Source organism: Thermovirga sp., from assembly GCF_017656375.1.
GTDB lineage: Bacteria > Synergistota > Synergistia > Synergistales > Thermovirgaceae > Thermovirga.
In genome coordinates this window covers 1-12,422 of the sequence record NZ_JACDOB010000030.1, presented here as the reverse complement: position 1 = coordinate 12,422, position 12,422 = coordinate 1, and the positions used below count along the sequence as shown (strand labels likewise).

At 42.6% G+C, this 12,422-nt stretch carries 12 protein-coding genes; 11 read left to right on the top strand and 1 reads right to left on the bottom strand.

Features of this window, described 5'->3' with window-relative positions; all coding sequences use genetic code 11:
- Window positions 1–145 precede the first annotated feature (145 nt).
- The 6 genes from H0Z23_RS07460 to H0Z23_RS07435 all read left to right on the top strand — a co-directional run bounded on the left by H0Z23_RS07460 (window position 146) and on the right by H0Z23_RS07435 (window position 6,698).
- Window positions 146–1,741: a sensor histidine kinase gene (locus H0Z23_RS07460; RefSeq protein WP_296868740.1), complete on the top strand. Its 1,596-nt coding sequence runs from the start codon at window positions 146–148 to the stop codon at window positions 1,739–1,741.
- A complete protein-coding gene (locus tag H0Z23_RS07455) occupies window positions 1,742–2,428 on the top strand; it encodes a response regulator (RefSeq protein ID WP_296868737.1) in 687 nt (228 codons plus the stop codon). It begins immediately after the preceding gene.
- Between the two features lie 185 nt (window positions 2,429–2,613).
- Window positions 2,614–3,807 (top strand): malic enzyme-like NAD(P)-binding protein, encoded by a 1,194-nt coding sequence (locus H0Z23_RS07450; RefSeq protein ID WP_296868735.1) that lies wholly within the window; start codon window positions 2,614–2,616, stop codon window positions 3,805–3,807.
- Window positions 3,808–3,854: 47 nt separating this feature from the next.
- Entirely contained in the window at window positions 3,855–4,835 is a 981-nt protein-coding gene (locus H0Z23_RS07445; RefSeq protein WP_296868733.1) for a DctP family TRAP transporter solute-binding subunit, read from the top strand.
- Between the two features lie 64 nt (window positions 4,836–4,899).
- Window positions 4,900–5,406, top strand: coding sequence for a TRAP transporter small permease (locus H0Z23_RS07440; RefSeq protein WP_296868731.1), 507 nt, complete (start codon window positions 4,900–4,902; stop codon window positions 5,404–5,406).
- 11 nt (window positions 5,407–5,417) lie between these two features.
- Window positions 5,418–6,698: a TRAP transporter large permease gene (locus H0Z23_RS07435; protein WP_296868729.1), complete on the top strand. Its 1,281-nt coding sequence runs from the start codon at window positions 5,418–5,420 to the stop codon at window positions 6,696–6,698.
- A 62-nt stretch (window positions 6,699–6,760) separates the two neighbouring features.
- Here H0Z23_RS07435 and larA read toward each other — a convergent pair whose 3' ends face one another.
- Window positions 6,761–8,011: a nickel-dependent lactate racemase gene (gene larA, locus H0Z23_RS07430; protein WP_296868727.1), complete on the bottom strand. Its 1,251-nt coding sequence runs from the start codon at window positions 8,009–8,011 to the stop codon at window positions 6,761–6,763.
- 143 nt (window positions 8,012–8,154) lie between these two features.
- Here larA and H0Z23_RS07425 point away from each other — a divergent pair, with 143 nt between their 5' ends.
- The 5 genes from H0Z23_RS07425 to H0Z23_RS07405 form a co-directional block, all read left to right on the top strand.
- Entirely contained in the window at window positions 8,155–8,436 is a 282-nt protein-coding gene (locus H0Z23_RS07425) for a hypothetical protein (protein WP_296868726.1), read from the top strand.
- 12 nt (window positions 8,437–8,448) lie between these two features.
- Window positions 8,449–9,756 (top strand): hypothetical protein, encoded by a 1,308-nt coding sequence (locus H0Z23_RS07420; RefSeq protein ID WP_296868724.1) that lies wholly within the window; start codon window positions 8,449–8,451, stop codon window positions 9,754–9,756.
- A 92-nt stretch (window positions 9,757–9,848) separates the two neighbouring features.
- Window positions 9,849–10,562, top strand: a complete 714-nt coding sequence (locus tag H0Z23_RS07415) for a phenylalanine--tRNA ligase beta subunit-related protein (protein WP_296868723.1) — start codon at window positions 9,849–9,851, stop codon at window positions 10,560–10,562.
- Window positions 10,563–10,596: 34 nt separating this feature from the next.
- A complete protein-coding gene (locus tag H0Z23_RS07410; RefSeq protein ID WP_296868721.1) occupies window positions 10,597–12,003 on the top strand; it encodes a diguanylate cyclase in 1,407 nt (468 codons plus the stop codon).
- A 62-nt stretch (window positions 12,004–12,065) separates the two neighbouring features.
- Window positions 12,066–12,422 (top strand): response regulator (locus H0Z23_RS07405; RefSeq protein WP_296868719.1); only part of this gene is annotated, 357 nt, incomplete at its 3' end.

The following is a 12,422-nucleotide window of genomic DNA, read 5'->3' as shown; positions in this document are numbered from 1 at the left end:
CCTTTTGGGCATCCCTGATCCCTACAGAGTGCTATGCATTCTAGCGGTAGGCTATTCCGCCGAGGAGAAAAAGCCTATACCACAAGGGGAACTGCCATACAGCAAGATCCACCTGGAAAAATTTTAAGAAGCAGGAGGGCTTGTGTTGAAGCTATCCCATAGGGGAAAACCCTTTTTAAGCCTTGAGACTAGAATAGTTCTTCTAGCAGTAGGGCTTTTTTGTGCTGGGCTTTCAGTAGTGGGGATAGTTACACAAGCAACTGTTCTTTCTCCTTATATTGAACAGCTTGGGGATAAGGCTATGAGCATAGCCAGAACTGTTGCTTCTATACCTGACATAGTAGAAAACGTAGGCAAACCTGGAGCTGAATCTATAATTCAACCACTAGCCGATGGGATAAGAAAAAAGACCGACGTAGAATTTGTGGTAGTAATGGATAGTAGGAGTGTCCGTTATTCTCATCCTGTACCTGAAAGAATAGGTAAAACTTTTGTTGGAGGGGACGAAGGGCCTGCACTTCAGGGGAAAGAGTACATTTCTAATTCTATAGGAACATTGGGTCCTTCGATGCGGGCTTTTGTTCCCATTATTAGGGGAGGGAAAGTCGTCGGCGCAGTTTCTGTAGGAATCCTGATCAAGGATATAAAGGCAATGCAAATGAAGCTTTTACGGAACCTTTTCATTGCCCTGATTTTAGGTCTTTTTGTAAGCATAATAGGAGCACGTTTTTTGGCAAAAAGCATTAAAAAAGAAATAAAAGGTCTTGAGCCATATCAAATCACAAGACTTTTAATGGAAAGAGAAACCATATTAAACTCCATAAGAGAGGGGATTTTGGCATGCGATAGCGGTGGACGAATTTCTCTTCTAAACGAACAAGCCCAAAAATTATTAAATTTAAATGGCAGCGCTATAGGAAAGCATGTGTCCGATGTTTTCCCTAAAACGAAAGTTATGGACGTTATCAAAACGGGTCAACCTATTGTAGATAGAGAAGCAAGAATAGGTTCTCGCAGGCTTATGGTTAGTACTGTTCCTTTAAAAGAGGGAAATCGCATTGTTGGTGCTATTTCAAGTTTTCGTGATATGACGGAGTTCGAAGCGCTTGCTGAAGAGCTTACGGGAGTGAAGAGGTTTGTGGATGCGCTTCGTGTCAGAACACACGAATTTTTGAACAAACTTCATACAATTTTGGGACTTATCCATTTAGGAGAGACGGAAAGAGCTATAGCGTACATTTCGGACATAATAACTGACCAAAGAGAAAGTTATTCTTTTATAACACGTAAGATAAAGAACCCCTTTGTCGGGGGGCTACTTATAGGTAAGTTTGGCCGTTGCAAGGAGTTAGGCATAAAGTTTAATATAGATCCCGACAGCTACTTAGGTAACACTTCTCAAGTAGAAACTAATGCTTTGGTTACTATTATTGGCAATCTCCTAGAAAATGCTATACAAGCGGTTATGCACATAGAAAAAGAAAGAAGAGTCATTGATTTTGCAATTTTTGAAGAGTCAGGGAAGATAATTATAAGTGTGAGGGATACAGGCCATGGTATTCCAGAAGAATATCTTGATAGGATATTTGAAAAAGGATTTTCCATGCGAGAAGAAGGTCAAGGTATAGGGCTTTTCAATGTGAAGGAAATTGTGGATATTTATGGAGGAGAAATCTCAGTGGAATCAAAAGTGGGATGTTTTACAGAGTTCGTAGTAACTTTGACCAGTGGAGGGCAGTAAATGGTTGAGCCTATTAAAGTTCTTGTTGTAGACGATGACCCCACGGTTGCTGAAATACACTCAAGATATGTTATGTCTGTAGAAGGTTTTTCTCTTATCGGAGTGTGCTCTAATGGGAAAGATGCACTTGCAAAGTTAGCTTCATTGGATTTGGACCTTGTTATTCTGGATATTTTTATGCCCGAGTTGGATGGCGTTAAGACACTTCAAAAAATAAGACGTTCGGGAAAGAAAGTGGATGTGATAGTAGTTTCCGCAGCCCACGAAGCGGAAACTTTTACAGAGGTAACCCGAGGAGGAGCTTTTGATTATATTCTTAAACCGTTCACCTACGAAAGATTTAAAGCTGCTTTGGAAGCTTACAAGACATTTAGAGAAAAGGTGCAACATGTCGGCTGTAATCTTAATCAAGAAGCCATAGATTCCATTATGGCTAGAAGACTTGAGGTAATAATGAAAGAAAACCTTCCCAAAGGCCTTTCTCCTGTAAAACTTGAGGAAATTATAACCTTGCTCAAGAAGCATAACACCTTTCTTTCTGCAGATGAAGTAGCTATCTTGTCGGGTATTTCTAGAGTAACAGCAAGACGTTACCTGGAATACCTTGTAATTAGTGGAAAAGCCGTAATGAAACCTCATTACAAAGAGAAAGGTCGTCCGGTTAATAAATATAAGTTGATTCGTTAGCTATGTTACCCCCCTAATTCCCAGACAGAATGGCTTTCAAATGCATGAACAAAAATGTACAGAAAAGAACACTATGTTCGAATACTTGTGGATCTTAAAAGTTTCCCTATAGTTTACATTGTATAAAACTTGCATAAGTTAGACATTTTTATTTATCAGATATATTCAGGAGGCGTCAGAAGATCATGAATAACAAAGAGAGTGTTTATGAGAAGTCGTTGAAATTGCATAAGCAGTTTAAAGGCAAAATAAGCGTGGAAAGCAAGATGCCAGTTGAGACTATGGATGACCTTTCTTTAGTTTACACGCCGGGAGTTGCGGAGCCCTGCAGGGAGATAGAGAGAAATCCTTCCTCAATATTTGAAGTTACCTCCAAAGGCAACATGGTGGCGGTGGTCACCGATGGGACTGCGGTTTTGGGGCTTGGAGACATAGGGCCAGACGCTGCGCTTCCTGTCATGGAAGGCAAGGCGGTGCTTTTCAAGCGCTTTGCGGGCATAGATGCCTTTCCTATATGCGTAGATTCAAAGGATCCCGACGAGATAGTAGATATCGTCTCCAAAATAGCTTCTTCCTTTGGGGGTATAAATCTGGAGGATATTTCTGCGCCGCGGTGTTTTGAGATAGAGAGGAAGTTGCAGGAGAAGTTGGAGATCCCCGTTTTTCATGATGATCAACATGGTACAGCGGTTATAGCGCTTGCTGGACTTTTTAATGCCTTAAAAATTGTGGGCAAGAAGATTGAGGATGTGAAGGTTGTTATGAGTGGTGCGGGTGCTGCTGGTGTGGCAATATCTAAGTTTTTATTATCTGCCGGGGCAAAGAACGTGATCCTCTGTGATAGAGCTGGCGCTATTTACGATGGAAGGCCAGAGCACATGAATCCTGCTAAGGAGGATATAGCGAGAAATACGAATCCGGAAAAAGAGAGTGGTTCCCTTGAAGATGTGATAAGGGGGGCAGATGTTTTTATGGGGATATCTGGGCCTGGTTTGGTGACGAAGGGGATGGTTCGTTCGATGGCCAAGAACCCTGTAATTTTTGCGATGGCGAATCCTACGCCGGAAATATTCCCCGACGAGGCGAAAGCAGCAGGGGCAGCCGTGGTGGCTACGGGGAGAAGCGATTTTCCCAACCAGATCAACAACTGCCTTGGCTTCCCGGGAATTTTCAGGGGAGCCTTGGACGTAAGGGCAAAAGCCATCAATGAAGAAATGAAGCTTGCGGCGACTAAGGCCCTGGCAGATTTAGTTTCGGGAGAGGAATTGTCGCCTGAATACATAATTCCAAGTGCCCTTGACCCAAGGGTAGTTCCTGCTGTTGCAAAGGCCGTGGCGGAAGCTGCTTGTAACAGCGGTGTGGCTAGGTTGCCATTATAAGGATAACCATAACCAATCAATAAAAGTAAAAAGGAGGAGGAGTAAAAGTGAGAAAAGTTTTACGTGTAGGAGCATTAGCGTTAGGGTTGGTGTTTCTTTTAACGAGTACTCTCTTTGCGGCTGAAGTGACTTTGAAGTTGGGACACATTGCGGATCCTAAGAATCCTTACGCTCAAGGAGCGCAAAAGTTTGCAGACCTTGTAAAAGAAAAATCTGGCGGAACGATGGAAGTAAAAGTTTATCCAAGTAGCCAGTTGGGAAATCAGAGAGACTTGGTAGAAGGGCTCACGCTGGGAACTGTGGATATGACGCTGACGAGTACCGCTGTCCTAGGTAATTTTCACGAACAGGTTGCAGTATTTGATCTTCCCTTCATTTTCAGAAACAGGTCTCATGCATTTAAGGCTTTGGACACCGTGGGCATGGAGATAGCCAAAGGGCTTGAGCCAAAAGGCTTGAAGGTGTTAGCTTACTTCGAAAATGGTGTAAGGAACATGACTAACAATGTTCGTCCTATAAGAAAGCCAGAGGATATGAAGGGACTTAAAATTAGGGTTATGGAGCAGCCTATATATATCGCTATGATGAAGGCTTTGGGCGCTAATCCTACGCCAATGGCTTTTGGAGAACTTTTTACGGCCTTGCAGAAGGGCGTAGTTGATGGGCAGGAGAATCCTGCTGCTCACATTTACACCAAGCGTTTCTTTGAGGTACAAAAATATATTTCTCTTACAGAACATACCTACTCTGCAGAACCTCTTGTTATCAGTATGATAACTTGGAACAAGCTAACTCCTGAACAGCAGAAGATACTTCAGGAAGCTGCAAACGAGGCGAAGGATTGGCAAAGGCAACTAGCTATAGATTTAGAGCAAGGATATTGGGATAAGATTAGAGAAAGCGGGAAGTGCGAGATAATAACTGATGTAGATAAGGAAGCTTTCCGTAAAGCTACAAAGTCAGTTTGGAAACAATTTGAATCAAAAGTAGGTAAGGAAAATATAGAGGCTATCGTTAATATTCAATAACCCTGCTGTTTGATAGGGGCGGGCAAATGGTCTGCCCCCCTTTTTGTGAAAGGAGGGGATGTGCTTGGCATTGCTTGAAAAAATAAACTCTCTTTTTGATAAATTGTTAAAACAGGTTGTGATAATAGTGATGGGGGCAATGCTTGCAGTAATTTTTGTTCAGGTAATTGCTCGTTACGTTTTCCATAATTCCCTTTCTTTTTCGGAAGAATTGGCAAGATATCTTTTTGTGTGGTGTGTTTTTCTCTGTCTTCCTGTAGTGCATCGTAGAGGAGGACATATGGTTGTGGGTGTTCTATCAGAACGATTGGAAGGATTTCCTTTGAAAGCTCTTCGCCTTGTTGCCCAATTTTTGACGCTTGTTTTTATGATCATAATTTTTAAGAACGGCATAACCATGATTCAAAGAACTTATTTCCAAACATCGCCAGCTTTACAGATAAAGATGTCCTACGTGTATTATGCATTGCCCATTGGATCGGCTGCGATGATCCTTAACACTATTGAAGAAATGTTAAAAACTCTAAAAAAACCTTCTTCAGAAACGAAGCCCCAGCTTCATCTCGATTAAGGAGGGATACGATGGTCGGCTGGATAATCATGACAAGTTTCGTTTTAATTCTTCTTACCGGTGCGCCTATTGCCGTTGGTTTGGGGCTTTCTTCGGCTATTGTTCTTTATTCTATGCTCAAACTTCCTTTGGTGTTAGTGGCTCAGCGCATGTTCACATCTGTAGATTCTTTTTCCTTCATGGCGGTGCCGTTTTTCATGCTCGCTGGAGCTTTCATGTCCTACGGGGGGGTTACACGAAGAATTGTTGATTTTGCGAATGCCCTTGTAGGAGCTTTAGCCGGTGGGCTTGCTTTGGTTGTTGCTGTTTCTGGCATGTTTTTTGCTGCTCTTTCGGGCTCTTCTGCAGCGACTACGGCGGCAATAGGTACGGCATTGATTGATGAGATGGAGAAGCGGGGATACAGGAAATCTTTTGCAGCTGCAGTGGTTGCAAGCGGTGGAACCGTGGGCATAGTAATTCCTCCTAGCATAACTATGGTTGTTTACGGTGTAGTCGCAGATACGTCAATAGCGGATTTGTTTTTAGGTGGTTTTGCCCCAGGTATTCTTATGGGAGTTTCTATGTGCCTCGTAAGCTGGTTTATTTCTAAAAGGCGAGGATATGTAGGAGAGGGAAAAATATCTTTACAAAGGATATTGATAAGTTTTAAGGATTGTTTTTGGGCATTAATGATGCCGGTTATTATAATAGGAGGAATTTATGGAGGTGTTTTTACTCCTACAGAGGCTGCTGCAGTAGCAGCTGTGTATGGTGCTTGTGTAGGGATGTTTATTTACAAGGAACTAAAATTTAAAGACATTCCAGAGGTAATATTTAAAGCTGCTGTCAGCACTACGATGATTATGTTTGTCGTAGGTACTGCCAATTTATTTGGCTGGATACTCACCAATGCTCAAATTCCGCACAAGTTGGGTATGGTGTTTGCAAATTTGACGTCAAGCCCTGTAGTCTTTTTAATGCTGGTAAATGTGCTCTTACTTTTTATGGGAACCCTTGTGAACGCTTCGGCAGCTGTGGTTATACTTACCCCTATTCTTCTTCCTGTTGCTATATCCATGGGTATAAACCCGGTTTTCTTTGGTGTCCTCATGGTGGTGAACCTTGCTATAGGCTGTATAACGCCCCCAGTAGGTTTAGATCTTTTTGTAGTATCCAGCATTACAGGTATTTCCATTGAGAAGGTTACGAGAGAAGTATTACCTTATCTATTAATTCTTTTGGTTGATCTGATCATTCTAACATACTGTCCATCAATCATAATGTTTTTACCTAACACTCTTGGAGGCTAAAAAGAACATATGAAAATCAGGTCGCCTGGCTGTTTTTCGAAGGTGACCTGATTTTTGTAATTTTAAGCTCGTATCTCTGGCAAAGTGGATCCTCCAACTGGCATGACCAATATTCTTGAGTCCTTGCCCAACTTTAACAAGGCTTTATGTATTGCTTTGTCTAGCTTGTTAAAAGGTGTTGCAAAAAAGAGTTTTACAATTTCTTCTGGGAGATCGGAGACCATCCATATAGAAGCTTTCTTGCTGACCATGGCTATGGCGGCAGCCTTATGTCCCCCCAGTTGAAAAGATTTTTCTACTTTTTTCAGTAGGTCCTGCGGGCAAGTTGCATCTTTAAGCCATTCTTCAAACACCTTTGATCCGAAGCCTTCTTTACACGAAGCGATCCATATAATTATTCCTCCGCTCCTTACAGCGTGAGCCGCATTGTCCAAGGCTTTCTGGGCTTGATAGACGTTTATGTCTTTAGGATAACCTCCAGCAGATACGATAACTATATCGGCTTCTTTTTCGATGGGTACTTTCCCTATGGAATCTAATATTTTGCAGCCTGCCCTGTGAGCTTCTATATAATGGCCAGCAACAGCATACAGGATTTCTTTTTTTGCTGAAAGAATAGTGTTGAGAATGAAATCTATTCTGAGAGTTCTTCCAACTTCTTCAAGGTCTTCTCTTACTGGATTGCCATTTGCTTTTCCTGTTTTGGCGTTTGAATCCAGCATCATGCTGTGATTAGCTTGGATTGCCTGAGGGGTGGAAACTCCAGGGAATATTGCTTTGGCACCGCCACTGTATCCTGCAAAATAGTGGAATTCAATATTCCCAAGGCAAATTCTGCGGTTCGCCTCTACAACGGGGCGGAATATTTCAATTGGAGTTCCTCTGCTAGTCTTGCCTAAGGGCACACAATCGTTGGGGTCGTGATCTATACAGCGGTAGTTTTCGAAGATGTAGTTGCCTACCAGATATCTTTTTTCTTCTTCTGTGTGAGGCCTGTGGCTCCCCAGGGCAAAGACAATGGTTATATTTTCCCTTGATACTCCAGTTTTCTCAAGTGCTTCCAATATTGGAGGGAGCATTATTTTAGAGGGGCAAGGACGGGTAATATCGCTTGTTACTATGGCGACCTTTTCTCCTGGCTTTATTATTTCCATGAGAGGTTTGCTACTGATAGGTTTTTCCAGAGCGGCTTTTATTATATTTTCTGGTTTATCCTTTGGCGCCACCTTTATAGGTTCAAGAAAACCTTCTAGGTTTTCCTCGGGGATGTCTACTTCAATCGTATTTTTATCATATGGTAGTTTTACGAACATGATTCTCTCACCTTCTCAAAATAGTATTATATAAAAAGTAGCATAGTATAAAATAAGTTCAATGGTAATCAAAGGAATATATAAGTCATGAAAATAACTTTTATCTTACACGCTGGAATTTGGGGTAAAGCTTTTGCCTCATATTGTTAAAGGATAGCCCTTTACCCCGTTTGCTGGAGTGTGGCTGCTCTAGTCCTGCCGCTGTTAATAATGCAGAGGCCTTTTTGCCGGATGATGGAAGAGTCGTTTTTTGCAGCGACTTCTGCGAAGCTTTAGAAGGTTCGGAATGGCCTTATTCCGGCTATGGGATGGCCTCAGTTCAGGTGTCCGGATTGGGAGCGCCCATATTCAATGGTAGGAACCAATATTTCCCAAAGAAAGTGCGTAATATGGGTTTTGTTTATTATGGCATAGGCAAGCCTTGAGGAGATGAAAATATGAGGGACAAAATAGTTCTGACTTTGGAGGTAACCGAGAGGGTCGTTTTGGAGTACCTGGAACAGTTTCCTGAAGAAACAAGGTGTGAGAAAGCTCTTGATGCCCTTAAAGTTGGCGTAATAGCCATTCAGTCAGCCTCACCATCTTTGGACACGAGGGTGGTAGAGGAGAAATTCCGCCAGGTTGAGACAGAGATAAACAGGGCTGTGGAAGATTTCAAAGAAGAGCTTAAGACAAAACTGGAGCAGTACTTCAAGGCCGAAGGCGGAGCACTGCCCCTTTGTCTTGATCGTTACTTTGGAGAAAATGGCAGTCTCTCGAGGGTCATGGAAGCTTATTTTGATACGGAAAAAGGCAGGCTAAGTGAGCTGCTGAAGAGGCAGATAGGTCCGGAAAGCTTCCTGGGACGGCAGGTGGACCCTTCGAATAGAGAGGGGCTGTTGTTTAGAATAGAAAAGCTGGTGGAGGAAATAATAAAAGAAAATTCCCAAAAAGTCTTAGGTTCTTTCTCTCTAGATGACGAAAGCAGTGCACTAAGCCGCCTTAAGCGCTCTATTCGGGAAGAGTTGGAAAAGTTTGAGAAAAAAGCCTCTGAACAGTATGCAGCCATTTTAGCCCTTCTAGAAAAAGAAAAGGGAAGACAAGAGGAAGCCGAGCGTGGTACGGCAAAGGGTAGGGATTTCGAGGATGCATTATATGGCAGGTTGGCTGAATTGGCGCGTTGGCTCGGGGATGAATCGGAGAACGTTTCTGGCTCCAAGGGGCTTGTGGCCTATGAAAAGGTGGGAGATTATGTGGTCCGCCTCGGAGATGATACTGCTGCTCCAGGCAAGATAATAGTGTTCGAAGCTAAGAAAGCGTCGGGGTACACACTTAAGAAAATAAAGGACGAACTGGACAGGGCGAAGAAAAATAGGGGAGCAGATATTGGAATTTTTGTTTTCTGTAAGGGCTATGAGCCGCCAGAGGTAGGAGATTTTTATAGGTTGGGCAGTGACTTTGTGGTGACAGTGGACGAAGAGAGCCTGATGTCCGAAAAAGCTGTTGTCTTTTTGGAAGCGGCATACAGGATAGCCAGAGCGATGATAGTAACCAGGGTAAAGGAAGAGGAGAAAGAGTCCATTGATGAAGGGTATATAAGGGGAGAAATGGACAACATACTTAAAGCCCTGGAGCGGGCATCTGATATATTGACCAAGGTAGGGACCATACGAAACAGTGCCGATGCCATAGAGAAAAACGTGGAGAAGCTCATGGATAGCGTTAGGCAACACGTGGAAAACATTCAGTCTCATCTTCCAAATTAGGCCTATCCAGAATTGTTGAGTTGTGACCCTATTTTTATGTATAATTCATGCAAATAGCCTTCAGGTAGTTAATATAAGAGGAGTGAAGTAGATTGAGGATAGAGATAGCAAAAGAGGTGTTTGAGGCGTATCCATATTACAGGCGCTACGTGGTGTTGGCTAAGGGCGTAAACAACGATGGGCCAGATGAAGAGCTTGAAAAAATGCTGAGGGCGGAGGAGCTCGCAGTTAGAAAGAACGGGGACCTGGAAAATTTCAAGGAGCATCCAAGAATTAATGTTTGGCGCGAGGTCTTCAAGGATATGAAATTGAACCCCAACAGGTTTCCACCATCTGTGGCGAACCTGGTGAAACGGGTAAGAGCTGGTAAGGATTTGCCTTTCGTGAATAAGCTCGTTTGCATATTCAATATTGTGAGCTTGAGGTATCTCGTGCCTTGTGGGGGAGATGACCTCAGCGTGGTAAAAGGGGACCTGCTGCTTGGCCGTGCGGAGGGAAGTGAAGCCTACCGGCCTCTTGGTAAACCGGAGGATATAGAGAATCCCACCCCGGGCGAGATTATACTTTATGATACAGGGAGCAAAGATGTTTTCTGCCGGGGGTGGTGCTGGAAGAACGGAGATTCCAGCAAGATAATGCCCGAAACCTCCTGGGTGGCGATAAACGTCGATGGGATGATGAACGCCATACCTTTTGAGGAGCACGAGAAAGCGGCCTTTGAGGTTGCGAATTTGGTGAAGCAAAGATGCGGAGGAAATGTTTCTGTTAAGCTGCTTTGCCCGGAGGAGAATTGGTTTGAAGTTTGATAGCAGATTTTTTGTTTTAAGAACGGAGTAGGCGATGAAACGTTCTTTTTTACGGCAGTTTTTGGGGTTCCTTGTTTTAATAATACTTTTAGAAATATTCATAATCTCCTTTATTGCTGTTGCAACTATTGAAGAGTTCCATAGAATCGCCGTAGAGCAAAACGAAAAGCTGGGAAAAAACGCGGGGGAAGTTGTAAAAGAGGTCAGCAAAATTTACGATTTTGTGGCAAGGGACTATTCCTGGTGGGATGAGATGGTGGATTTTACCATAACCGAAGACCAGGGGTGGGCAAGGGATAATATTGCCCTAGAAGCCCTTCTCTCTCAATATAGAGTAGATGGCATAATAGTTGTAAATAGTAAAGAGAAAGTTATCTTTCAAGATGGCAAAGTTGCTAAAGGGACAAATGTGGGAAAGTATATTGAAAGCCTAGATTTTAAGAAACCTCAGTTTAAGACATTTTATGAGATTCTAGGGGAAGATGTGGCCCTGGTTTTGATTGCACCAATTCAACCTGCATATGACGTTGAACGCAAAACTGTTCCTAAAGGATATTTAATTATACAAAAGGTTTTGGATTCCCATTATTTAGAAAAGCTATCTCTTTTTAGCAGTAGTAAGGTGCAAATAAAATATGTAAAGCCAGAGCGCAGATTAGGTAGTTATTGTATTCCTTTAAAAGGCCGCAACGGAAACCCGGTGGCATATATGATATTTGAGGGGAAAGACCAATTAACTGTTATAGGAAAGAGATTGCTTGTAAAGCTATTTGTTGCTGCGTTTTCAGTAAGCTTTGTTTTTGGATTGGTGCTTCTTTGGTATGTTTATTTCAAGGTTTTGAGGCCCCTTAAAGATATGGAGAAGTCGTTAAGCGAGTGGAACGCTGGTTTGTTGGGTGGATATGCAAAACGGAGGGATGAACTTGGCGATGTGGCCAGTGCTGTTGTCAAATCCATAGAATATCTAAAGACGGACCCGCTTACGGGGCTTAGGACAAGACATGATATGGAGTCTATAATCGCACGATATATTGAAAGGTCTGGAGATTCCAAGTTTTCCATCATTATAACTGACATAGATGATTTTAAGAAAATAAACGATTTGCATGGGCATAATGCCGGAGATGAAGTGCTTCGTGATTTCGGGCAAGTAATCAAAGAGAATCTCAGGATCTCAGACCTTGCTTTCAGGTATGGGGGGGAAGAATTTGTGATAGTCCTTCCAGGGGCTGAGGCCCATGAAGCAGGAGAGTGTGCCGAAAGGATAAGGAAAAAATTCAGGGATTTTGAGCTCAAGAAAGGCATTAATGTTTCTGCAAGTTTTGGGGTAACGGAGTATAAGCCTCAGGATACAGCGGAGGATTTACTTAAGAGAGCGGATGTAGCTTTGTACAAGGCGAAGAGGAATGGCAAGAACAGGATAGAAGTAATAAAAGAGTAGATGTTTCATAAATCATAAATAAATGATGAGGGATTGTAGTTTAGGAGAGGGATGTCTTTTAAATGAGTTTAAAGGCTCAAGATGCGAAAAAGGTTTTGTTAGTTGAAGATAGCAAATTCTATAGCAAGATTGTAGAGGATTTGTTATTGGAAGGTGGATACGTTGCGACGCGTGTGGCCAGCGGAAAAGAGGCTATAGAAGTAATTCGCAAAGACAAGACGATAGATATTGTCTTAATGGATATAGTGCTTGAAGGAGAACTCAATGGAATTGAGACGGCACGAAGAATTACGGAAATACGAGATGTCCCTATTGTCTTTTTAACTGCTACATCAGATGAGGTCACACTGGAAGCTATAAAAAATGTTAAGGCCTATGGCTATGTTCCTAAGGGGTCTGAACACGCAGCTTTGCTTTCA